The 21,010-nt window shown below is 71.6% G+C and carries 25 protein-coding genes and 1 pseudogene; 16 read left to right on the forward strand and 10 right to left on the reverse strand.

Annotation, left to right across the window (positions count from 1 at the left end; genetic code table 11):
- The first annotated feature begins 299 nt into the window (after positions 1-299).
- Positions 300-704, forward strand: a complete 405-nt coding sequence (locus AB0B97_RS09870) for a hypothetical protein (RefSeq protein ID WP_357492226.1) — start codon at positions 300-302, stop codon at positions 702-704.
- A gap of 35 nt (positions 705-739) precedes the next feature.
- Here AB0B97_RS09870 and AB0B97_RS09875 read toward each other — a convergent pair whose 3' ends face one another.
- Together AB0B97_RS09875 and AB0B97_RS09880 are read right to left on the reverse strand one after the other, a co-directional pair.
- A complete protein-coding gene (locus tag AB0B97_RS09875) occupies positions 740-2,194 on the reverse strand; it encodes a hypothetical protein (protein ID WP_357492228.1) in 1,455 nt (484 codons plus the stop codon).
- Between the two features lie 77 nt (positions 2,195-2,271).
- Positions 2,272-3,459 carry an LLM class flavin-dependent oxidoreductase gene (locus AB0B97_RS09880; protein WP_357492230.1) on the reverse strand — a complete coding sequence of 396 codons (1,188 nt, stop codon included), beginning with the start codon at positions 3,457-3,459 and terminating at the stop codon, positions 2,272-2,274.
- Between the two features lie 193 nt (positions 3,460-3,652).
- On the opposite strand from AB0B97_RS09880, the gene AB0B97_RS09885 reads away from it, so the two are divergent.
- From AB0B97_RS09885 to AB0B97_RS09910, 6 genes are read left to right on the forward strand one after another with little or no spacing between them, the layout of a single operon-like run.
- A complete protein-coding gene (locus AB0B97_RS09885) occupies positions 3,653-4,630 on the forward strand; it encodes an aliphatic sulfonate ABC transporter substrate-binding protein (RefSeq protein WP_357492232.1) in 978 nt (325 codons plus the stop codon).
- On the forward strand, positions 4,627-5,460 hold the full coding sequence (locus AB0B97_RS09890; protein ID WP_357492234.1) for an ABC transporter permease subunit: 834 nt from the start codon (positions 4,627-4,629) through the stop codon (positions 5,458-5,460). Before AB0B97_RS09885 ends, AB0B97_RS09890 begins: the two co-directional genes overlap by 4 nt.
- A complete protein-coding gene (locus AB0B97_RS09895) occupies positions 5,433-6,164 on the forward strand; it encodes an ABC transporter ATP-binding protein (protein ID WP_357492236.1) in 732 nt (243 codons plus the stop codon). Before AB0B97_RS09890 ends, AB0B97_RS09895 begins: the two co-directional genes overlap by 28 nt.
- Positions 6,165-6,179: 15 nt before the next feature.
- Positions 6,180-7,586, forward strand: a complete 1,407-nt coding sequence (locus AB0B97_RS09900) for a selenium-binding family protein (protein WP_357492238.1) — start codon at positions 6,180-6,182, stop codon at positions 7,584-7,586.
- Positions 7,583-8,212 carry a hypothetical protein gene (locus AB0B97_RS09905; protein ID WP_357492240.1) on the forward strand — a complete coding sequence of 210 codons (630 nt, stop codon included), beginning with the start codon at positions 7,583-7,585 and terminating at the stop codon, positions 8,210-8,212. The genes AB0B97_RS09900 and AB0B97_RS09905 overlap by 4 nt, the downstream gene beginning before the upstream one ends.
- Positions 8,213-8,254: 42 nt before the next feature.
- Positions 8,255-9,271, forward strand: a complete 1,017-nt coding sequence (locus AB0B97_RS09910) for a methyltransferase (RefSeq protein WP_357492242.1) — start codon at positions 8,255-8,257, stop codon at positions 9,269-9,271.
- Positions 9,272-9,353: 82 nt separating this feature from the next.
- Here the strand turns inward: AB0B97_RS09910 and AB0B97_RS09915 are convergent, their stop codons facing one another.
- Positions 9,354-10,205 carry an alpha/beta hydrolase gene (locus tag AB0B97_RS09915; protein ID WP_357492244.1) on the reverse strand — a complete coding sequence of 284 codons (852 nt, stop codon included), beginning with the start codon at positions 10,203-10,205 and terminating at the stop codon, positions 9,354-9,356.
- Positions 10,206-10,392: 187 nt separating this feature from the next.
- Here AB0B97_RS09915 and AB0B97_RS09920 point away from each other — a divergent pair, with 187 nt between their 5' ends.
- The 5 genes from AB0B97_RS09920 (at position 10,393) to AB0B97_RS09940 (ending at position 13,403) form a co-directional block, all read left to right on the forward strand.
- Positions 10,393-10,704, forward strand: a complete 312-nt coding sequence (locus AB0B97_RS09920) for a hypothetical protein (RefSeq protein ID WP_357492246.1) — start codon at positions 10,393-10,395, stop codon at positions 10,702-10,704.
- A gap of 8 nt (positions 10,705-10,712) precedes the next feature.
- Complete coding sequence (locus AB0B97_RS09925) at positions 10,713-10,982, forward strand: hypothetical protein (RefSeq protein WP_357492248.1); 270 nt, start codon at positions 10,713-10,715, stop codon at positions 10,980-10,982.
- 67 nt (positions 10,983-11,049) lie between these two features.
- On the forward strand, positions 11,050-11,916 hold the full coding sequence (locus AB0B97_RS09930; RefSeq protein ID WP_357492250.1) for a metallophosphoesterase: 867 nt from the start codon (positions 11,050-11,052) through the stop codon (positions 11,914-11,916).
- Between the two features lie 146 nt (positions 11,917-12,062).
- Positions 12,063-12,959 carry an alpha/beta hydrolase-fold protein gene (locus tag AB0B97_RS09935; protein WP_357492252.1) on the forward strand — a complete coding sequence of 299 codons (897 nt, stop codon included), beginning with the start codon at positions 12,063-12,065 and terminating at the stop codon, positions 12,957-12,959.
- Between the two features lie 48 nt (positions 12,960-13,007).
- Entirely contained in the window at positions 13,008-13,403 is a 396-nt protein-coding gene (locus tag AB0B97_RS09940) for a hypothetical protein (RefSeq protein ID WP_357492254.1), read from the forward strand.
- 8 nt (positions 13,404-13,411) lie between these two features.
- On the opposite strand, the gene AB0B97_RS09945 is transcribed toward AB0B97_RS09940, so the two are convergent.
- The 4 genes from AB0B97_RS09945 to AB0B97_RS09960 form a co-directional block, all read right to left on the reverse strand.
- Entirely contained in the window at positions 13,412-14,185 is a 774-nt protein-coding gene (locus AB0B97_RS09945; RefSeq protein ID WP_357492256.1) for a hypothetical protein, read from the reverse strand.
- Between the two features lie 113 nt (positions 14,186-14,298).
- The gene (locus tag AB0B97_RS09950; protein WP_357492258.1) at positions 14,299-14,592 is read right to left on the reverse strand and encodes a DUF1330 domain-containing protein; all 294 of its coding nucleotides are present in this window, start codon (positions 14,590-14,592) and stop codon (positions 14,299-14,301) included.
- A gap of 33 nt (positions 14,593-14,625) precedes the next feature.
- On the reverse strand, positions 14,626-16,014 hold the full coding sequence (locus AB0B97_RS09955; RefSeq protein WP_357492260.1) for an MFS transporter: 1,389 nt from the start codon (positions 16,012-16,014) through the stop codon (positions 14,626-14,628).
- Positions 16,015-16,055: 41 nt separating this feature from the next.
- Positions 16,056-16,418 carry a MarR family transcriptional regulator gene (locus tag AB0B97_RS09960; RefSeq protein WP_357492262.1) on the reverse strand — a complete coding sequence of 121 codons (363 nt, stop codon included), beginning with the start codon at positions 16,416-16,418 and terminating at the stop codon, positions 16,056-16,058.
- Between the two features lie 241 nt (positions 16,419-16,659).
- On the opposite strand from AB0B97_RS09960, the gene AB0B97_RS09965 reads away from it, so the two are divergent.
- Together AB0B97_RS09965 and AB0B97_RS09970 are read left to right on the forward strand one after the other, a co-directional pair.
- Positions 16,660-17,127 carry a hypothetical protein gene (locus tag AB0B97_RS09965; RefSeq protein WP_357492264.1) on the forward strand — a complete coding sequence of 156 codons (468 nt, stop codon included), beginning with the start codon at positions 16,660-16,662 and terminating at the stop codon, positions 17,125-17,127.
- Entirely contained in the window at positions 17,120-18,028 is a 909-nt protein-coding gene (locus tag AB0B97_RS09970) for an alpha/beta hydrolase (RefSeq protein WP_357492266.1), read from the forward strand. Before AB0B97_RS09965 ends, AB0B97_RS09970 begins: the two co-directional genes overlap by 8 nt.
- 301 nt (positions 18,029-18,329) lie before the next feature.
- On the opposite strand, the gene AB0B97_RS09975 is transcribed toward AB0B97_RS09970, so the two are convergent.
- A complete protein-coding gene (locus tag AB0B97_RS09975) occupies positions 18,330-18,815 on the reverse strand; it encodes a MarR family transcriptional regulator (RefSeq protein WP_357492268.1) in 486 nt (161 codons plus the stop codon).
- Between the two features lie 63 nt (positions 18,816-18,878).
- Here AB0B97_RS09975 and AB0B97_RS09980 point away from each other — a divergent pair, with 63 nt between their 5' ends.
- Both AB0B97_RS09980 and AB0B97_RS09985 read left to right on the forward strand, forming a co-directional pair.
- Positions 18,879-19,265: a MerR family DNA-binding transcriptional regulator gene (locus AB0B97_RS09980; protein WP_357492270.1), complete on the forward strand. Its 387-nt coding sequence runs from the start codon at positions 18,879-18,881 to the stop codon at positions 19,263-19,265.
- Between the two features lie 42 nt (positions 19,266-19,307).
- A pseudogene (locus tag AB0B97_RS09985) lies at positions 19,308-19,433 on the forward strand (metallophosphoesterase); the annotation flags it as partial.
- On the opposite strand, the gene AB0B97_RS09990 reads toward AB0B97_RS09985, so the two are convergent.
- Both AB0B97_RS09990 and AB0B97_RS09995 read right to left on the reverse strand, forming a co-directional pair.
- On the reverse strand, positions 19,423-20,730 hold the full coding sequence (locus tag AB0B97_RS09990; protein ID WP_357492272.1) for a helix-turn-helix transcriptional regulator: 1,308 nt from the start codon (positions 20,728-20,730) through the stop codon (positions 19,423-19,425). The pseudogene AB0B97_RS09985 and the gene AB0B97_RS09990 overlap by 11 nt on opposite strands.
- On the reverse strand, positions 20,666-20,827 hold the full coding sequence (locus AB0B97_RS09995) for a hypothetical protein (protein ID WP_357492274.1): 162 nt from the start codon (positions 20,825-20,827) through the stop codon (positions 20,666-20,668). The genes AB0B97_RS09990 and AB0B97_RS09995 overlap by 65 nt, the downstream gene beginning before the upstream one ends.
- Positions 20,828-21,010: the final 183 nt, after the last annotated feature.

Below are 21,010 nucleotides of genomic sequence, written 5' to 3' on the forward strand. Positions count from 1 at the left end.
ACCGCCGGAACCACAGTCGACGGGGTGGCCCGGGACTCCACCATCCCGGCCCGCGCGACGGGCATCCGGCGGTGTCCGGTCGGATGCGGACCGCACCGCCCACCGCTTGAGCAGACCGTAGAGGATCGTCACCGGCCGGGGCAACAGTCCGTTCGGGATCGGCGGCGACGCCCCGGCTACGGCGGCAACCCCGCCCAGGCGTACGCGGGCTACGTCGCGTCGGCCACCGGGCGCCTGACGCCGTCGACGGGGTACGGGTACTCATTCCCGCCCGGGTCACGGCGGGAGATGATCGCCCGATGACGGCGACGAGGCGTACGCACGCACTGTTCGGTGCGCTGTTCCTGGCGGTGGCCACGGTCGGGGTGTGGCTGCTCTGGCTGGGCTGGGACACCGGTTACACGGTCGACGCGCGGACCGGCGCGACAAGCGGCCCGTACGAGCCGTGGCAGGTGATCGGCTGCGTGCTGACGCTCGTGCTGCTGGCCGCCCTGGCCGCGTGGCGACTCAGCCCGTGGCTGGTGGCCCCCGTGATGACTGTCGCCTTCACCGCCGCCTGGTCACGCCAGGCCGCGTCGCGCGACGACAGCGGGCTGTGGGTCGTCGGGGCGGTTCTGGTGCTGGTCGGGATGGCGGTGGGCAGTACGGCGGTGAGCCTCGCCGCACGCCGGATCGCCCGTGCCCGGGTCGGGCGTTCCGGCTAGGACGTGGCCTGTCGGGCACGCACCGGCCGGTCGGTTCAGCGCCGGTGGGTGAACGCGCGCCCGGCCACGGCGAACAACGACACGCTGATCGTGGCGACGAACACGCGCATCGTCGGGTCGAAGTTCAGCGCCGAGCCGAGGTCGCGGGAGATGTGCACGCCGACGAAGGTCGGCACGGCGCTCCACACCGTGACCGCGAGCAGCAGCAGGGCGACGCTGGCGAGAACGGCGGCCAGCAGGCATTGGCGCACGTACCGACCGGACCGCTTGCCGCGTACCCACAGCCGGGCGATCGCCGATGTCGGTGGCCGGCGCCAGCTGCCGTGCCGTACCCAGCCCTCCTCGTGGTCGTCGAGGGAGTAGCGGTTGACGATCGCCTGGATGAGCAGGTAGGTACGCAGGAGCAGGTAGACCTTCGACGGGGCGTCGAACGCGTACCACCGTTGCAGCTCCCGTGTCTCGGCGCGGATCCGGCCGGCCCAGGCCCGCAGCTGCCGGTCGGTGGCGTCGACACCCGTCCGGTTGACGCGATGCCACGCGAACTCGAACGTGGTGGCGGCGCGGTCCAGTGCCTCCACGACACGACGCCGCTCCGGTGGTGCCGGATCCGACTCGACGTGGTCGGCGAACTCCAGGAGGGCGGCGATCAGGGCCACGTCGGGGCGGGTCCAGTGCTCCCGCTCGACGCGCCACGCCCGCACGAGCGGCCACAGCGCGACGAAGAGCAGGCCAGCGCCCGCGAAGGCGAGCCCCACCAGGACGTCGTACCAGCGGGTCGCCTGGATCGTGGGGACGGCCGACGCCGCGACGCACGCCGCGACCGCGGCACCGCCGCCGACGGCCGCCCCGCGATACGGGACGGCGAGGCGCGAGACGGCCAGGGCGAGGACGACCCCGACGGACAGGCTCGTGGCGGCGGCCACCAGCCGGTGAGCCAGCGGCCCGCCGACCATGGCGAACGCCGCGACGGCGGCCACCACCGCGCCGAACAGGAGCGGTAGCGGTCCCGGCGTCCGCAGGAACTGCAGCGAGACGTCCCGCCAAGCCAGCGCGATCTTCGCGTCCCGTACGGTGGGGACCACCGACTGCGGATCAACGTCGACGTGGTCCCAGAACGTGTCGTAGCCCGCGACGATGCCGTGCAGCCGGTTCCCATGCTCCCTGCGGTTGGACCGCGTCGTCGCGTCGATGTGCTCCCCATGGGTGACCCACCACGGGACGGCGTACGGTCCGTCGGCGGCCTCGGCCGCGTCGACCGGGTCGCCCTCGTCCGACCAGTCGACGTCGGCCCTCGTGCTGTCGGGCTCGTCGTCAACGAACAGCAGGTCATCGTCGGCGGGCGATGCGGACCACCGTTCCCGGGATACCGGACTGTCGTCCGCGACCTCGATCAGGTCTTCGCGGAACAGGACGACGCGCGGCGGACGGACTGCGCGTCGAGGCAGCTGCCTGTCGTCGGGTGCGGGCGCGTCGGCTGCCCATTCGTCCACGCGATCACCACCAGCTCGCGGATGTGCCTCCGTGATAGCACGGCACGACAAGTCCGACGGTCCCGGCGGTGGGCCGGTCAGCGGGCCGCCACGGGCTCCGGGGCCGGGCGCGGTGTCGACGTCCCGGCGAACGGGATGTCGACGTCGTCCGCCGGCCCCGGCTGGCCGTCGGGGTGCCGCCACAGTCCGCGCTCGCGCAGGATCGGCAGCACGCCCTCGCCGAACCAGTACGCCTCCTCCAGGTGCGGATAGCCGGAGAGGATGAACTCGTCGATGCCGAGCGCGTGGTATTCGGCGATCCGGTCGGCGATCTCGCGGTGGCTGCCGACGAGCGCGGTGCCCGCGCCGCCCCGGACCAGTCCGACGCCGGCCCACAGGTTGGGCGAGACCTCCAGGCTGTCGCGGGAGCCGCCGTGCAGGTCGAGCATCCGGCGCTGCCCCTCGGACTCGCTGCGGCGCAGCCCGTCCTGCACGGCCCGGATGTCGGCCTCGGCGATGCCGTTGAGCAGGCGGCGGGCCTGTGCCCACGCCTCGTCGGCGGTGTCGCGCGCGATGACGTGCAGCCGGATGCCGAAGCGCAGGTCCCGACCGGCGTCGGCGGCCAGCACCCGCACCCGGTCCAGCTTCTCGGCCACCTGGGCCGGCGGCTCGCCCCAGGTGAGGTAGACGTCGCTGTGGCGTACCGCCACCGGCAGGGCGGCGGCGGACGAGCCGCCGAAGTAGACCGGCGGCGCCGGGTCGGGCAGCCGGTGCAGCCGCGCCTGCTCGACGCGCAGGTGGGCGCCGTGGTGGTCGACCGTCTCACCCCGCCACAGCGCGCGGACGATGTGCAGGAACTCGTCGGCCCGCGCGTACCTGGCGTCCTTGTCCAGGAAGTCGCCGTACGCCCGCTGCTCCTGCGACTCGCCGCCGGTGACCACATTGAGCAGCAGGCGGCCCCGGGACAGCCGCTGGAACGTCGAGGCCATCTGGGCGGCGAGGGTGGGTGAGGTCAGGCCGGGCCGGAAGGCCACCAGGAACTTCAGGCGTTCGGTGACCTCGGTGAGCATCGCCGTGGACAGCCAGGCGTCCTCGCACCACGCACCGGTCGGGGTGAGCGCCCCGACGAACCCGAGCTGCTCGGCGGTGCGGGCGATCTGCCCGAGGTAGGCCACGCTGGCCGGGCGGGCGCCTCCGGCGGCCCCGGTCGGCACGCCGTGGCCGCCGCCGACGATGTCGCGGCTGTCGCCGTTGGTGGGCAGGAACCAGTGGAAGGTGAGGGTCATCGGGGCTCTTTCCTCCAGTGCGCGGCGGAGCGGGTGCGGACGGCGCGCGCGGTTGAGGCGGGCACCTCCTGAGGGGTGGGACGATCCCGCCGACAGCCTACCCATAAAACCTATCGGGTTAGTAGGCTACCGCCCACGCCACCCCACGCCGGTCGATGCGGCCCGGCACACCTGCCCGACCCAAGGAGCCGCCATGCGCACCCCCTCGCCGAGTCATCCCCCGCGTCGCCGCCTGCTGACAGCCGCGTTCACCGCAGTGGTCCTGCTTGCCGCAGTCGCCCTGAGCGCCTGCGGCGGGTCCGCCGACGCCGGAGGCAGCGCGGGCAAGCTGCGGATCGGCTATCAGCGCTTCGGAGGGCTGAGTCTGGTCAAGGCGCGCGGCGAGACACCGGGCGTCGAGTGGTCGCTGTTCGAGAGCGGGCCGGCGCTCACCGAAGCGCTCAAGGCCGGGTCGATCGACATCGGACAGGTCGGCGAGGCGCCACCCGTCTTCGCCGCTGCCGGGAAGATCCCGTTCTCCATCATCGGCACCTCGGCGCCGATCCCGCAGGGTGAGGCGGTGCTGGTCAAGGCCGACAGCGGCTACCGCAGCTTCGCCGACCTCAAGGGGAAGACGGTCGCCCTCAACAAGGGCTCCAACGTGCACTGGCTGCTGGTCCGGCTGCTGGAGGCCAACAAGATGACGTTGCAGGACATCAAGGTCAAGTACCTCAAGCCGGCCGAGGGGCGACCCGCGTTCGACAGCGGGCAGGTCGACGCCTGGGTGATCTGGGACCCGTACTTCGCGCTTGCCGAGCAGCCGGGCGTGCGGGTGCTCGCGGACGCGACAGGCCTGGCCAGCAACCGCGAGTACGTGCTGGCCGCCCCCGACGCGGTCGCCAAGCGCTCGGACGACATCCGGGCCTTCCTGCAGCGCTACCGCGAGGTGACCGACTGGGGCATCGCCAACCCGCAGGAGCGGGCCCGCACGCTCGCGCCGGAGCTGAAGATTCCGGAGGACGTCACGAGTCGCGCCCTGGACCGCAGTGCCAAGCCGCTCGCCCCGGTCACCCCGGCCATCGGCGACGAGCTCCAGGCGATCACCGACAGCTTCATCGCGCTGGACCTCATACCGGGCCCTGTCGACATCAGGAGCCGGGTGGACGACCGCTTCAGCGCGGTGTTCCAGTGAGTCGTACACAGCTGTTGGAAACGCCGCCGGAGGCCGCTGCCGCCGCTCCGCCCGACCCCCGGCGGCCCCGGCCGGCGCGGCGGTGGCGACGGCTGGTCAGCCCGGTCGTGCTGGTGCTGGGCTGGGAGCTGGCCGCCCGGACCGGCGTGCTGGCGCCGGAGAAGCTGCCCGCGCCGAGCGACGTGCTCGCCACCGGCTGGCGGCTGTCCCGCGACGGCACGCTCGCCGTCCACCTCGTGGACTCCCTCACCCGGGCCGGGGCGGGGCTGCTCATCGGCGGCGTCCTGGCGCTGGTCCTGGGCACGGTGGCCGGGCTGTTGCGCCTCGGCGACGACCTGGTCGACCCGCCGGTGCAGATGGCCCGGATGCTGCCGCACCTGGGCCTCGTTCCCCTGCTGATCATCTGGGTCGGCATCGGCGAGTCGCTGAAGATCAGCCTGGTGGCCCTGGGCGCGTTCTTCCCCATCTACTTCAACACCTACGCCGGCATCCGGGACATCGACGAACGGTTGGTGGAGGCGGCCCGCGCCTGCGGGCTCGGGCCGGCCGCCCGGCTGCGGCACGTGGTGCTGCCCGGCGCGCTGCCGTCGCTCTTTCTCGGCCTGCGCCTCGCGATCGGGGCCGCCTGGCTCAGCCTCGTCGTCGGCGAGCAGGTCAACGCCCAGACCGGCATCGGCTTTCTGATGATGGAGGCGCGGGAGTTCAGCCAGACCGACGTCGTGGTCCTCGGCCTGCTCGTCTACGCGCTGCTCGGGCTGATATCCGACCTTGCCCTGCGCGTTGCGGAGAGGAGGATGTTGACATGGCGACGCGGACTGCGGGCCACCTGATCGGCACGACGCCGGTGCTGACCGCCCACGCGATCCACCGGGCGTTCGGGCCGACGGTCGTGCTGGCCGGGGTCGACCTCACCATCGCGCGGGGCGAGGTGGTGGCCCTGCTGGGCTCCAGCGGTTCCGGCAAGAGCACCCTCCTGCGGGTTCTCGCCGGCCTGGACGGTGACGCCAGCGGCGAGACAGTCGTGCACGGCACCGCCGCAGTGGTCTTCCAGGAACACCGGCTCCTGCCCTGGAAGCGGGTGGCGGCCAACGTCGGGCTCGGCCTGTCCGGCCCGGACACCGCCGGGCGCATCGACCGGGCGTTGCGCGAGGTCGGCCTGGCCGAGCGGCACCGGGCCTGGCCGGCCGAGCTGTCCGGCGGGCAGGCGCAGCGGGTGGCCGTCGCGCGCGCCCTGGTCCGCGAACCGGACCTGCTGCTGCTCGACGAGCCGTTCGGCGCCCTGGACGCGCTCACCCGGCTCAGGATGCAGGTGCTGCTGCGCCGGCTGCGCGCCGAGCACGGCTTCGCGGCCCTGCTGGTCACCCACGACGTGGACGAGGCACTGCTGCTCGCCGACCGGATTCTGCTCCTCGACGACTGCCGCATCGCCGCGGAGTTGCCCGTCGACCTCGCACCCACCCGTACGCCGGACGACCCGGGTTTCGGCGCACTGCGGCGCCACCTGCTCGACCGACTCGGCGTTCCCACCACCTGAGGAAGCGGAGACACGATGACCCGCTGGACGCCCGACCCCACCTTCTACCCGTCACCGTCGCAGGCCGCGACCGCCCCGGCGGAGAAGCTCGCCTACGTGGCGGCCTTCGACCGTACGGCCAGCCGCCCGGACGCCATCGCGGTGCTGGACACCGACCCCGACTCCCCCGACTACGGCCGGGTCGTCGGCTGGACCGACCTGCCACACCTCGGCGACGAGGTGCACCACTTCGGGTGGAACGCGTGCAGCAGCGCACTCTGCCCGACCGCACCGCACCCGCACGTCGAGCGGCGCTACCTGATCGTGCCCGGCCTGCGCTCGTCGCGGATCCACGTCATCGACACGCAGCCCGACCCGCGCCAGCCGCAGGTCGTCAAGGTGATCGGGCCGGAGGAGCTGGCGAAGCGTGCCGGCTACTCCCGGCCGCACACCGTGCACTGCGGCCCGGACGGCATCTACCTCTCCGCCCTCGGTGGCGCGGACGGCGCCGAGGGCCCGGGCGGCATCGCGATCCTGGACCACACCACGTTCGACGTGCGCGGGGCGTGGGAGGCCGACCGGGGCCCGCAGTTCCTGGCGTACGACGTGTGGTGGCACCTCACCCAGGACGTGCTGGTCACCAGCGAGTGGGGCACGCCGTCGATGATCGAGGACGGGATCATCGGCGAGCTGTTGCTGGGCCGGCGCTACGGTCACGCCATCCACTTCTGGGACCTCGCGAAACGCCGGCACGTGCAGCGGGTCGACCTGGGTGATCAGTACCAGATGCCGCTGGAGCTGCGCCCGGCGCACGATCCGACGAAGTCGTACGGGTTCGTCGGGGTGGTGATCAGCGTCGAGGACCTGTCCGCCTCGATCTGGCTGTGGCACCGCGACGGGGATGCCTGGGCGGTCACCAAGGTGATCGACATTCCGGCCGAGCCGGCCGACCCGGCGAACCTGCCCGACCTGCTCAAGCCGTTCGGCGCGGTGCCGCCGCTGGTGACCGACATCGACCTGTCGGTGGACGACCGATTCCTCTACGTCTCCTGCTGGGGTACGGGTGAGCTGCGCCAGTACGACGTCAGCGACCCGCTGCACCCGGTGCAGACGGGCTCGGTGCACCTCGGCGGGATCGTCCGGCGCGCGGCGCACCCGTCCGCGCCCGACGAGGCCCTCGCCGGTGGGCCGCAGATGGTGGAGGTGAGCCGGGACGGGCGGCGGGTCTACGTCAGCAACTCTCTCTACGGCTCGTGGGACGACCAGTTCTATCCCGACGGGGTGGGCGCCTGGCTGGCCAAGCTCGACGTGGATGTCGACGCCGGTGGCCTCACCCCCGACGTGCGGTTCTTCCCGCACGGCGACGAGTTCCGGGGGCTGCGCGTGCACCAGACGCGATTGCAGGGTGGGGACGCGTCCTCCGACTCGTACTGCTTCCCGTGACCCTCGGGACGCTCGCGACGCTGGCGGCGCTCGGCGCGTTCCACGGTCTGAACCCGGCGATGGGGTGGTTGTTCGCGGTGGCCCGGGGCCTGCAGGAGCGCAGCCGGATGGCGCTGCTGCGCGCCCTGCCGCCGATCGCGGCGGGGCATCTCGCCTCGGTGGCGATCGTCGCGGCCCTGGTCACCGCTACCAGGTCGGTGACGGCGAGCACCGCCCTGGCAGTGGTCGGCGGCCTGCTGCTGGTCGGCTTCGGGTTGTGGCGGCTGCTCTCCGAGCGGCACTTCCGCTGGGCGGGGATGCGGCTGTCGGCGGCTCAGCTCACCGGATGGTCGTTCCTCATGTCGTCCGCGCACGGCGCCGGACTGATGCTGCTGCCGGTGCTGGTCGCCGAGCCCGTGCCCGGAGGTCACTCCGGGCATCTGGCCGCCGCGCCGCTCGGTGCGCTGCCCGGGCTGGCCGCGGCGGGCGTGCACACAGTGGCGATGCTGGGCACCGCTCTGGTCGTGGCGGTGCTGGTTAACCAGGTGCTCGGGGTCGGGGTGCTGCGTCGGGCGTGGTTCAACGTCGACCGGCTCTGGGCGGGCGTGCTGGTGGCCGCGGGGTTGGTGACGCTGATCCGGGCGTGACAGTCCATCGTGGAAACGTGTGATGTGTGATCTCATGTCGCCATGGTCACCCCGACTCCCCTCATGCAGCTGGTGGCCGGCGTGTGGGGGTTCAAGACCCTCGCGGCCGGCGTCGACCTCGGTCTGTTCACCCGGCTCGCCGGTGGACGGACGATGACAGTCGAGCAGGCTTCGGCCGAGTTCGGGCTGCCGGACCGGCCGGCGGACCTGCTGCTCGCCGCGTGCGCCTCGCTCGGCCTGTTGGAGAAGGCCGGCGACGGCTACCGCAACTCCGAGTTGGCCGAGCAGTTCCTGGTCGAGGGTCGGCCCTACTACTTCGGTGCCCAGATCCGCTACTCCGACCTGCGCACCTACCTGCCGTGGCACCGCATCGGCGAGGCGCTGCGCACCGATCGGCCGTTGACCTGGGACCCGGAGTCCCAGCAGTCCATGTTCGATACCGAAGATCCGGAGATGCTCACGCAGTTCTGGGACGCCATGTTCTCGACGTCGAGTTTCACGGCGAGCGCGCTGGCCGAGGCGTACGACTTCTCCGGGCACCGCCGGCTGCTCGACGTGGGCGGCGGGGCCGGCGCGTTCCCGATCGAGTTCTGCCGCCGGCTGCCCGAGCTGCGGGCGACAGTCCTGGACCTGCCGCACGTCTGCGTACGGGCGCGGGAGCGGATCGCGGAGGCCGGTCTGACCGATCGGATCGACGCGGTGCCCGGCGACTTCCTCGCCGATCCGGCGTTGCCGGACGGGCACGACGTCATCCTGCTCAGCATGATCCTGCACGACTGGGACGAGCCGACGAACCGCGCGCTGCTGGCCCGCTGTCACGCGGCGCTGCCGCCCGGTGGTGCCATCGTCGTCTGCGAGCTGCTGCTCAACGATGAGCGCACCGGGCCACCGGAGGCCGCTCTGATGGGCATGAACATGCTTGTCGAGACCGAGGGCGGCCGGAACTACTCGGCGGCCGAGTACGGCGCGTGGCTCACCGACGCCGGGTTCGTCGACGTCCGTACCGTGCCATTCGACGCCCCCGGCGCCAACGGCGCTGTCGTGGCCCGCCGGCCCTGAACGCCGACGGCACCCGACCCGGAGAGGGTCGGGTGCCGCAGCGTCATCGTGACGCTGGCGTCCGATCGGCTACCGGTACCCCTCAGGCGCGAGCCTTGGCCGGCTGCTTCATGAAGTCCATGATCGCCTTGTTGACCTCGTCGGCGTGCGTCCACGGGATGCCGTGCGGCGCCCCCTTGAGCGTGATGAGCGTGCCGGTCGGCATCATCGGGCCGAGCCGCTGGCCGGTCACCGGGTAGGGCAGCACCCGGTCCTGGTCACCCTGCACGATCAACACCGGAATATTGATCTTCGGCAGGTCCTGCCGGAAGTCCTCCTGCCAGGCGTCCACACTGTCGTGGGTGGCCTTGCCGGAGGCCATCGCGCCGATCTGCCAGTGCGCCCGGTACGCCTCTTCGCTGACCCGCTTGCCCATGTTCTGGTCCGGGTTGAAGAACGCGTCGCAGAACGACGTCAGATAGGCGAAGCGGTCCTTGATGATGGCGTCCTGGAAGCCCTTGAAGAGCTTGCGGTCGACGCCCTCGGGGTTGTCGTCGGCCTTGGCCAACATCGGTTGCAGCGGGCTGAGCAGCACGGCTCGGCTGACCCGCTGGGAGCCGTAGTTGGCCAGGTAGCGGACGACTTCGCCGGTGCCCATCGAGTGACCGATCAGGGTGGCGTCGTTGAGGTCCAGCTCGGTCATCAGCACGTCGAGGTCCGCGGCGAACGTGTTGTAGTCGTAGCCGAAGGCCGGCTGCGCCGAGTTGCCGTTACCGCGTCGATCGTAGGTGATCGTCCGGTATCCGGCGTTCTGCAGCACGCTGGTTTCCTTCTCCCACGTTGCCCCGTTGAACGGGAAGCCGTGGATGAGCACCACGGGCTTACCGGATCCGTGGTCCTCGTAGTACAGGTCGATGGGTGCGGAGTTTTCCGTCCCCACGGTAATGAAAGGCATGTTTTTCTCCTGCTCCGGTATGGGCTGTCGGACGCCCCGCGCTTTCCCGTCGGGTCGCCGGATATGCGGCCGAGCGCCGTCGCCCAGGCCCGCCGGCCCGCTCCGGACGGCCGGTCCCGGCATCGACATTTATCAACCTCGTCGGTAGGGTCGCCGGTAGGAAAGTTTCGGCGTACGGGAGGTGGGCATGCTTCGAAAAGTCCCCGCGGCGCTGGCCGTCGGAGCGGCGGTGGCCGCCCTGGGCGGCACGCCGGCGCAGGCCGACCCGGTGGTGCCACGGCACGCCATAGTCATCTGCCAGAGCGCCAGCTTCTACGCCAACTACGACTCCGCCGGCGGCCCCACCGGCCTGAAGCGCACGCTCGTCTACGGCAACAAGATCGGCCACACCCCGGGCGCGCATCCGGTCTACAACGGGTGGGCGGCCACCTTCGACTTCGGCCCGAACGACTGGGGTTACCTTCGCTCCGAGTGCATCGGCGGGTACGACTCATGGTGAGGGCCCGGGTGACGGCTGGCGTGCTGGCCGGGATCGTCGCCGCGACCCTCGCCGCGCCGGCACCGGCGCAGGCCGCCAACGGCACCATCGGTCAGCGCGAGACGGTGTGCGCGAGCGACCTGTTCGTCCGCACGCAGCCCAACGGCGCCTGGATGGGCACCCTCTACGCGGGTCAGACGTTCCTGGTCGAAGGTCCCCGCAGCGGCGGCTACGTCTACGGCTTCGCCTACGGGTACATCAACCGACGCGGCTGGGTGCAGGACGGCTGGTTCTGCTGAGCGGTCGGCCGGCGACGCGACCCGATCGGAGTGCCCCGATCCGGCCGCGGCGGCCTAGCCTCGATGCGTGAGCCCTTCGCCCCGGCTGCGAGCCGTCAGCGACCTGCACATCAGCTACGCGGAGAACCGCGCGTTCGTCCAGGAGCTCCGGCCGGACCACCCCGGCGACTGGCTGCTCGTCGCCGGTGACGTGGCCGAGCGGTTCGCCGACATCGAGTGGGCTCTCGGCCTGCTGAGCAACCGCTTCGCCCGGGTGGTCTGGGCGCCCGGCAACCACGAGCTGTGGACGCCACCCGGCGACCCGGAGCACCTGCGCGGCGAGACCCGCTACCGCGAGCTGGTCGAGCTGTGCCGGCGCCTGAGAGTCGTCACCCCGGAGGATCCGTACCCGGTGTGGGACGGCGAGGGCGGGCCCGCCACGATCGCCCCGCTCTTCGTGCTCTACGACTACACGTTCCGGGTCCCCCAGGCGGGAACCAAAGAGGAGTCGCTGGCCCTGGCGTACGCGGCCGGGGTGGTCTGCACGGACGAGGCGCTGCTGCACCCCGACCCGTACCCGAGCCGGGAGGCGTGGTGCGACGCCCGCATCACCGAGACCGAACGCCGGCTGGCCGAGCGCGACCCGGCGCTGCCGACCGTGCTGGTCAACCACTACCCGCTGGTGCGCGAACCCACCGACGTCCTGTGGTTCCCCGAGTTCGCCCAGTGGTGCGGCACCGTCCGCACCCGCGACTGGCACCTACGCTTCGGCGCGTCCACGATGGTCTACGGGCACCTGCACATCCCCCGCACCACGTTCTACGACGGCGTCCGGTTCGAGGAGGTCTCGCTGGGCTACCCGCGTGAGTGGCGGCGACGCGGCCCGGTCCCAGACCCCGTCCGCACCATCAACCCCGCCGAGGACCTGCGCCGACGCGAGTCCGTCAGCGGGTGAGGCCGACCACCGACGCCAGCCGCGCCACGCCGGCCGGCGCCGGCTACGCGCGGGCGACATCGGCGATGAGGGTACGCGCCAACGGCCGCCACCGAACCTCAAGTTCAACACCCCTCTGAGCTGAGCGCAGCGACTACGGTGACCGGATGCCGATCAGTCGACGCCGAATCCTCCAGTTGGTGGCCGCCGGCGGCGGCGTCACCGCGCTCGGCGCGGCCGGCATCGCCCTGGTCGACGCCGAGGTGCTGCCCGGCCGGTCGGTGCTCGACCACGCGCTGGGCCGCTGCGACGCCGCACCGCCGACCGCGCCGCAGGGCACACCCCAACCGCCGGTCACCGGCAGCTTCCGCTCGGCGGCACGCCGCCGGGAGGTGGCCTTCGCCATCTCCTACCCACCCGGGTACGCCCCGGGCGCCCGGCTACCCGTCTGCCTGGCCCTGCACGGGTACGCGGCCGACGCCCGCTCCGCCGTCACCGCCGCCCGGTATCCGGAGTTCCTGGCCGGCGCGCTCGCGGCAGGGGTGCCCCCGTTCGCGCTGGCCGCACCGGACGGCGGGGACGGCTACTGGCATCCGCACGCCACCGACGACCCGCTCGGCATGCTCGTCGACGAGTTCCTGCCGCTGCTGGCCGGGCGCGGCCTGCGTACCGACCGGGTCGCGGTGGCCGGCTGGTCGATGGGCGGATACGGCGCGTTGCTCGCCGCGCTGACCCATCCGGACCGGTTCCGGACGGTGGTTGCCACATCACCGGCGATCTTCCGCTCGTACGCCGACGCGGAGCGGGTCAACGCCGGCGCGTTCGACGGTCCCGACGAGTGGGCCCGGTACGACGTGACGGCCCGCGCCGCGCAGTTCGCCGGCCTGCCGGTGCGGATCGCGATCGGCGCGGCCGACCCGTTCGCGGGCGCGGTCGAGACACTGCGGGACCGGCTGCCCGACCCGGAGGTGGTGACCATCGGGGTGGGCTGCCACGACGGCGACTACTGGGCGTCGGTCGCCCCGGCGCAGGTGCGGGCGATCGGCGCCGCGCTAGCCGGCTGACCCGCAGCACCATCCGCCAGCCCTCGGGGCGATGTATACGGTGCATCGGTGCATGAGCCATCCGTGCTGGACGGTCTGACGGAGATGACCGGCGTGCAGATGCTGTGGTTCGCCGACTATTACGACGGACCGTTGGATGGTCTCGCGCTGCTCGACGGCCGGGAGTACTGGTTCATCGCCGTTGCGGACGAGCGCGACTGTCCCGTTGATCAGGAACGGCGCTGCTACGTGCTCCATGCGATCTCCGAGGAGCAGGCACGAGCGGAGTGGGCGGAGCACCGCGATTTTGTGGCAGTGGTGGGTGGGCCTGGGTGCGTGCACACGCCCGCTTGTGCCCATGGTCCGGTTGATGCCGACGCGGCTGCTGCCTGGCACCGCGATCATCCTTGGGAGCTGCGGCCGGACCATGCCAGCGCGCCGGCGATCGGGTGGTTCCGCGGGTAGTGAGCTGACTAGTCCGGGTAGGAGTCGCGGATGACCAGCTCTCGGGTTTCGATGATGCCGGGCCAGTGCCGGGAGACCGGGTCGGTGCCCCGGCGCAGCCAGAGGGTCGTGCCGTCGGTGGCCGTCGCGGTCTCGATGACGTGCTCGGCGTCCGCCTCGATGCGGCCGGTCTCGACCGGGCCCATGCCCAGCCTCTCCGCCTCGGTGCGCAGGTCGGCGCGGGCGAGGTAGAGCAGGGCCGCACGGCCCGGGTCCACGCTGACGGCGGCCGGCTCGACGCGGGTCAGCCACGGCCCCAGCGCCTGCACGCTCCCGGCGATCGTGTCCGCCGGAACGGTGACGAAGAGCCGGGCGACAACCTCGGCCTCGGTCGGCCCGATGTCCAGGGTGCGGTCGGGGGTGAGGCCGGAGCCGTGGGTCGCGCCCTCCCAGCCCAGCTCCTGGTCGGCCCGATCGATCACCAGGCGGGTGGCGGGCGGCCCGGACGTGGGTACCAGAGTCTCGGCGTAGCGGACGTTGCGCGAGTAGCGGAAATCCTGATCGCGCCAGCCGAAGCGGTGCAGCAGCGGCTGCGCCAGGGCGTGCATGGCGCGTTCCTCGTTCCTGGCGACCCGGTAGCCCGACAGCAGCAGGTCCGCGCGGTCGACGTCGATGTCGATCCCGTCAGCGCCGAGCTCGTCGGCGAGCGGAGCGTAGCGGCGCAAAGTGTCGGCGGCGGTCGCGGTGCCGCGTTCCAGCCTGAGCATCGCCTTCATCCTGAACGGCGGCTTGTTCGTCGCCACTCGCCTCACCGCCAATCCGCGCCAGGCACGCGAGGCACCGTAACCAGCGGCTACCGAGTGAACAACCGATTTGGACCAGGCAGGCTGGGCGCCCGCGCCGACATCACGGTCGGTCAGTCGATGCCCTCGACGATGCGGAAGTCGCGCTCGACGGCGTCGGAGAGGACGACAAGCGCCTCCTGGTAGGCCGCACTCTCGTGCGCCGCGACGGCCTGCGCGAAGCTGTCGAACTCGATCAGGATGGTGCGCTCGGCGATGCCGGCGTCATGCGCCACGACCCGACCGCCACGGACGAGGACCCGACCGCCCCCGGCCGCGACGGCCGGAGCGGCCAGCGCGTTGTAGGCAGCCAGCTTCTCCGGGTCTGAGATGGTGCGGTAGGCGCTGACCCAGTAGCCCTTGGGCATGGAACCTCCAGTGTGGGGATGAGTGCATCAGGCTTACGGGTTGGTCTCGGACGAGCGTCGGCGGGCGAGAGCGAGGCTTGCCAGGGTCGTGATCGCCATGGCGCCGATGCCGACCACCGCCGCTGTGGTGTAGGCGCTGTCGTCGGGGAAGCGGTGGCCGGGGCCGGTGCCCGCGGCGAGGATCAGGCCGCCGATGGCGCTGCCCAGGGAGTACCCGACGCTGCGGACGACGTAGTTGAAGCTCATGGCGCTCGACGTCTCGCTCTTGGGGGTGACGGCCAGGATGACGCCGGGCATCGCGGCCGAGAAGCCGCCGACGCCGAAGCCGAGCACGCCCATCGCCACGAACAGTTCGGCCAGGTCCGACCGGGCCGCCGCGAACAGGGCGAACCCGCCGCCGACCACGACGGCGCTGCCAGCCAGGAGCAGGGGGTCGGCGATCCGCGTCCGGACCCGTGGCGTGAGCTTGCCGGCGACGAACCCCAGCACCGAGAACGGAATGAGGACAAGCCCGGCGACGAAGGTCGTCAGCCCGAAGCCGTAGCCGGCGCCGTGCGGCGTCTGCGCGTACCGGGTGATGAGCGTAAGCAGGAGGTACATGCCGATCCCGCCGACGAACATGGCGAGGTTCGCCCCGGCGACCGCCGGGTGCCGCACCGCCCGCACATCGACCAGAGGCGTCGTGCTGCGCAGCTCGATGACGGCCCAGACGCAGAGCAGCACCACCGCGACGACGGCGAGGCCCGCCGCCACGGCGAGGTGCCGGCTCCACAGATTGCGTTCGCCGGCGAGGAACAGCACCAGGAGCAACGCAGCGGCCAGGACGACAGCGCCTGCCACGTCCACGTGGGCGGAGCGGCCTTCGGGGGCTTCGGGCATGGAGCGCCACGCGGTCAGGAGGGCGGCGGCGGTGACGACCAGGCCGAGGCCGTAGGCGGCCCGTACCCCGCCGAGCTCGGCGAGCAGTGCGGCCAGCGGGTAGCCGACGCCGGCCCCGATGATCGAGACCACCGAGATCAGGGCGATCACGGCCGCGCCGCGCTCCTCGGGGAGGTGGTCCCGGGCCACGCCCATCATCAGCGCCGTCAGCCCGAGCCCGACGCCCTGGGCCGCTCTGCCGACCAGCAGCCACGCGAACGGCAACGGCAGCACGGTGAGCGCGCTGCCCGCGACGACGACAGCCAGCGTGGCGAGGATGGTGGCCCGCCGGTGCGGGCCGGCTCCGAGCCGGCCCAGGACCGGTGTGGCGACGGCGCCGCTGAGCAGCGCGATGGTCAGCGTCCACTGCGCACTGCCGAGCGAGACGTGGAACGAGGTCGCCACGCTGGTGATGAGCGGCGTCCCGAGGCTGGCGACCGCCGCCACGACCAGAGCGATGAACACCAGGGCGGGGACCAGCAGCGGCGTTTCGGAACGTGCCACCGGGACCGCCTGCACCGCGCCCCCACCGACGGGCTGCCCGGTCACTGCTTCGGCCCTTCGCGGTCCTGGCTTTCGAGCTCTGCCAGATGCTTCAGCGCCGGAAGGGCCGCCACCAGGGCCTCGACCTCGTCGCCGGTCAGCTCGCCGATCAATCGCTCGAACGCGTGGACGCCCGCCTGGCGGCGCGTCCGGACATAGGAGGCGCCGGCCTCGGTGAGGCACACCAGCGTGACCCGCTTGTCGGACGGGTCGCTGCGCCGCTCGACGAGGCCGGACTCCTCCATCACCCGGACCAGGGTGGTCATCGCGGGCTGGGTGACGCCCTCGACCGCGGCCAGGTCGGTGATGCGCCGCGGGCCGGTCCTGTCCAGGGTGGCCAGGGTGGCGGCGGACGTCAGGCTCATGTCCCGGGGCAGGCGTCTCGCGGCCCTTGTGGCCAGGGCGTAGAGGGCTGTCCCGATGGCGGCGGACGCGCCAGGAGTGGTGTCGTGATGACTCACACTCGAAGCATAGCAGTTTTATATTCAGTCTTTATGGAAGTGCCGGGGCACCGGTCGCGCGCACCGCCCACGGTGCTCACGCCATCGCGCTTGACACTCGACGTCAAGTACTTGACGATGGGCGTCAAGTAGCGGAGGAGGCAGCATGGCGCCAACCGACGAGGAACTGACCGAGCATCTGATCCGGTTGATCGACATCCGCCTGCTCGACCCCCTCGAAATCCTTGTCGACGGCCATGACGCCATCGACCCGCTGCGCGCCGTCATCCGGGAGCGGGCCCGATCCTGGGCCACCACGATCGTCAGCGGCGACGACCGGGCCGCCGTCGGCGTGGTCGTGCGCGCGATTTCCACCCTCTACCCGGGGGACGGGCCGTTCGACCCGCCCATCGATTGGTGGCGCAGTCCTTTCGGCCAGGCCGTCGCGCGACGGGTCGGCCACCCGAGCGCCGAATCCGTGTCGTACGCGGTGGCCGGCGCCATGCTCGGTATCACCCGCCAGGGCGTCCACGACCTGGTCTCCCGCGACAAGCTCGCGCGCCACCCCGAAGGCGGCGTGCGCTCCGCCTCCGTGCGCGACCGACTGCTCAACGAAGGAACCAGACGTGCCTGAGACCTTTGTCGACTCCGGGTCCGTGCCCATCGCGATCCGCGACTTCGGTGGACCCGGACAACCGCTGCTGCTCCTTCACAGCGCCGGCGGCAACCTCGCCCAGATGGCCACCCTCGCCGAGCACCTGCGCCCGACCCACCGGGTGGTCACCGTCGATCTGCGTGGTCACGGCCGGTCTGGAGACGGCCCGTGGCGCTGGGACGACGTACTGGCCGACCTGGCCGCCGTCACCGACCACCTCGGCCTCGCCTCCCCAGCAGTGGTCGGCGTCTCCCTCGGCGGCATGCTCGCCACCCTCTGGGCGCAGCGTCACCCGGAGTGCCCCGGCGTCGTCAGCTTCGACGGCAATCCGCCGCTGAACCGTCCGGACCAACTCGCCGGGCTGGATCCGGAGCAGGCCGAGACCGAGCTGGCCAAGCTGCGGGCCGTCTTCGACGGGATGGCCGCGATGCTGGCCGAACCGCTGACCGCTGAACAGGTGGCCGCCATGCGTGCGGGGCAGCGGGCCATGGCCCAGCGTTACGGCGCCGCACCCGACGAGTGGGTGGCGGCCTTCGAACGCAACCTCGTAACCGGCGACGACGGCAGCAGTCAGCTGCGGCCCGCCCCGGACCTCACCCGGCAGCTCCGGGACGCCATGGACTCCCTCGACCTGATGCCCGCCTACCGCGACGCCCGCTGCCCGCTGCTGCTCGTCCTCGCCACCGAGGACCTGCCCGAACAACAGCCGTTTCACAACCTGTACGAGGCGTACCGCAAGGTCACCGCCGAACGGCTTGCCACTGTGGACAATCCGTCTTTGCGGGTGCGGCACCTCGCCGGCGCCAGCCACGCGATGGTCGCCGAACGCCCACAGGAGCTCGCCACTCTCATCACCGACTTCCTCAGCCCTCGCGGCTGAGGGCGACCCGCAGGAGCCCGCCTCCTGGCGAAGGCGCGAGTGGCGGTGACGCGGACCGGTCCCCGACCCGTCCGCACCATCAACCCCGCCGACGACGTACACCGACGCACGTCCGTCGCCGGGTAAGCCCAACGAGCGTCGCCAGTCGCGCCACACCGGCCGGCGCCGGCTTCGCACGAGCAAGATCAGCGATGAGAGTACGCGCCAGAGGCCGCCCCCGAACCTCACCCGGCGCGACGCTGTCCGCGTCGCCCAACGCCCGCGCCGTCCCACGCAGGCCCGAGCGCTTCTCACTCAAGCTTCAGGCTTCCGTCTTTGGTGCCAGGGTGGTGTTGGCGATGAGTTTCTGCAGCACTGTCAGCGCCGCAACGTAGTCCGCGTCATCGATACCTCGATGGATCAGCGACCGGATCTCGGGAGCGGACTGCTTCATCTGCAGTCGAGCTGCCTCGCCGGCGTCTGTGATTCGTAGGTTGCCGTCGTGATCTGCGTGGATCCATCCGCGGCTGAGGAGCACCTCGGCTTCGCTCGCGAGGTCGTCGTCGGGGCGGATGTACTCGGTCATGGCGTGCTCAAGCTGGGGAATGGTCCTAGCTGCGCCGTCATGAGGCGCGAGGTCGTGAGGAGAGAGGTGGCGCAGGATCCAGAACTGCGGCTGCGTGAAGCCGCGCTTGGCCTGCTCGGCGCGGGTGAACCGGATGATGGACTCGTACGCCAACCGCGTCCAGTACGCGGCCACCTGGTTGGCGTCGGCCGTCGGGGCACCGTTGTTTCCTGGGAGCTGCATACAACTGATGCTTGACGTTCAAGGACGGTTGAAGTCAAGAGCGTGCTGCAGCATGTTGGGGACATGACCATCACTACGCAGGCCCCGCCATCTTTCGTGTTCACCGTCAAAGACGTTGCACACGCGAGCCACGTCGCTCCGTCCGCGGTGCGCTTCTACGAAGAACAAGGCCTGATCCAAGCGCGCCGAACCACTGGGAACCAGCGTCGGTTCGACGAAAACGCGGCCTGTCGCATCGGGTTCGCCCGACTCGCTCAGCGAGTAGGGCTGACAGTTCGGGAGATCGTCACCATCTTCCAGGCTCTACCCGGGAAGCCGTCGGCGCAGGACTGGGCGCGGGTCTCCGACTCGCTGGTTGCTGAGGCCGAAGCCCGTGTGGCGCACCTGCGCCACGACCTCGACGCCCTCCAGACCGTCACCACCAGGTGCACTGCCGGAGTCGTACGGTGAGGAATGGGACGGCCCTCCTGCTACCAACAGCGGCACGCCATCGTCCGCTTCCAGGAGGTCTCGCTCGGCTACCCGCGCGAGTGGCGGCGACGCGGCCCGGTCCCCGACCCCGTCCGCACCATCAACCCCGCCGACGACCTGCGCCGCCGCGAGTCCGTCACCGGGTAATCCCAACGAGCGTCGCCAGTCGCGCCACACCGGCCGGCGCCGGCTTCGCACGAGCAAGATCAGCGATGAGAGTACGCGCCAGAGGCCGCCCCCGAACCTCACCCGGCGCGACACTGTCCGCGTCGACCAGCGCCCTCGCCGCCCCGCGCAGGTCATCGGCGTGCAGATAGATCCGCGCGGCGTCGAGCAGGTAGGCACCCCGATACTCGACCGGCAACCGCCGCCACACCTCCCGCCGCACGACGCTCACAAGCCGTGCCAGTGCGCCATCGGCGTCACCCCGCTGCGCCGCGAGGAGCACCCGCGCCATCTCCACAGTGACCGGCCCGAAGCTGGTGCCATGCGGTTCGTCGTACCCCCGCAGGTCGACGGCGACGCCCGCGGCCCGGTCGATCAGCTCGGCGGCGCGGCGGTGCTCGCCGCAGCCGGCGGCGGCGAGGGCGGCCTGGACCAGCAACGTCCCACCCACCGCCCACGCTCTGCGATCACCCCGGCGCTCTCCCCTGCCTCGTTGATCGCCCTCGCCCCGGTGATCAAGAGGTTTGCGTCGACTTTGATCTCCAAAAGTGCCGCAAACCTCTTGGTCACCGACGTGGAGTGCCGGTGGAAGGGTTCGGTTGGCCGCTGTGAGGGTCGCCGACAGGGCCAGGCGGTCCCGGCCCGACGCGCGTAGCGCCTGCGCCACCGCGATTGCCGCTGTCGCCGCGAGGATTGGGTCGTCTTGGGCACCTCCCACGGCGCGGTCGGCGGCCAACCAGGCGAGGTCGGCCTCGCCGAGCTTGACCAGTAACAGCGCGGTGATCCGGTACGCCTGCACCAGCACCTCCGGCGACCGTGCACCCTGGGCAGCGTCGAGCAAGCTCGGCACCGCCCGCACCAACTGCGGGTAGTGCGCGTGCTGGTAAGCCAACCAGGCGTGCCCGATCTGACGCCTCAGCTCGTGCATGTGTGGTGGGGTCGGCGGGGTGTCGTAGCGGGCGAGCGCCGCCCTGATGTCGTCCACTCCGGCCGGGGTGCTCGCCGGGGCGCTGGGCGGCTGACCGAGCAGCACCTCCGGATCGACCCTCAGGACGCGGGACAGCTCCTGGATCACCGAGTACCGGTCCAGGGGACGAACGCCGCGTTCGATCTTGTCCACCCAACTCTTCGATCTGCGCAACCGATCGGCAAGCATCTGCTGCGTCATCGACCGTCGCACCCGCCAACCGGCGACGCGTCGTCCGATAGGGAGGTCATCGCTGCTCACGCCGCCACCGCCGGTCCGGGACCGCACGGGTCGTGTCGTCCACGGGTACACGCTCCGCCTCGGCCTGATCCAGGAGGCGCTGCTTGGCAGCCTCCCGCTCGGCCGCCTCAGCCTGCTCACCCTTACTCGCCGTCTCGTCGCCGCGCACGCTCACCTCCGTCAACTGGGCGCGACGGCGTTTCCCCCGTCGCCGCCTATGAACTCCTGTGATCAGCAAAGTCAGCCGCCGAGGGACGGACCAGATGGCAAGCGATGCGTGCCATTGCGCTGCTCAGGACGTGGGTTGCGCAGGGTTGCGTGGGTCCCCATAGGACCAGGTCTACCCATAGGC

The organism is Micromonospora sp. NPDC049004 (genome assembly GCF_040649315.1).
Taxonomy (GTDB): Bacteria; Actinomycetota; Actinomycetes; order Mycobacteriales; family Micromonosporaceae; genus Micromonospora.

Coding starts and splice junctions, on each gene's coding strand:
- AB0B97_RS09950 (WP_357492258.1), bottom strand. CDS start 14,592: ATGCCCAAGGGCTACTGGGTCAGCGCCTACCGCACCATCTCAGACCCG.
- AB0B97_RS09920 (WP_357492246.1), top strand. CDS start 10,393: ATGCTTCGAAAAGTCCCCGCGGCGCTGGCCGTCGGAGCGGCGGTGGCC.
- AB0B97_RS09965 (WP_357492264.1), top strand. CDS start 16,660: ATGGCGCCAACCGACGAGGAACTGACCGAGCATCTGATCCGGTTGATC.
- AB0B97_RS09960 (WP_357492262.1), bottom strand. CDS start 16,418: ATGAGCCTGACGTCCGCCGCCACCCTGGCCACCCTGGACAGGACCGGC.
- AB0B97_RS09880 (WP_357492230.1), bottom strand. CDS start 3,459: ATGACCCTCACCTTCCACTGGTTCCTGCCCACCAACGGCGACAGCCGC.
- AB0B97_RS09975 (WP_357492268.1), bottom strand. CDS start 18,815: ATGCAGCTCCCAGGAAACAACGGTGCCCCGACGGCCGACGCCAACCAG.
- AB0B97_RS09900 (WP_357492238.1), top strand. CDS start 6,180: ATGACCCGCTGGACGCCCGACCCCACCTTCTACCCGTCACCGTCGCAG.
- AB0B97_RS09870 (WP_357492226.1), top strand. CDS start 300: ATGACGGCGACGAGGCGTACGCACGCACTGTTCGGTGCGCTGTTCCTG.
- AB0B97_RS09885 (WP_357492232.1), top strand. CDS start 3,653: ATGCGCACCCCCTCGCCGAGTCATCCCCCGCGTCGCCGCCTGCTGACA.
- AB0B97_RS09935 (WP_357492252.1), top strand. CDS start 12,063: ATGCCGATCAGTCGACGCCGAATCCTCCAGTTGGTGGCCGCCGGCGGC.
- AB0B97_RS09915 (WP_357492244.1), bottom strand. CDS start 10,205: ATGCCTTTCATTACCGTGGGGACGGAAAACTCCGCACCCATCGACCTG.
- AB0B97_RS09980 (WP_357492270.1), top strand. CDS start 18,879: ATGACCATCACTACGCAGGCCCCGCCATCTTTCGTGTTCACCGTCAAA.
- AB0B97_RS09910 (WP_357492242.1), top strand. CDS start 8,255: ATGGTCACCCCGACTCCCCTCATGCAGCTGGTGGCCGGCGTGTGGGGG.
- AB0B97_RS09895 (WP_357492236.1), top strand. CDS start 5,433: ATGGCGACGCGGACTGCGGGCCACCTGATCGGCACGACGCCGGTGCTG.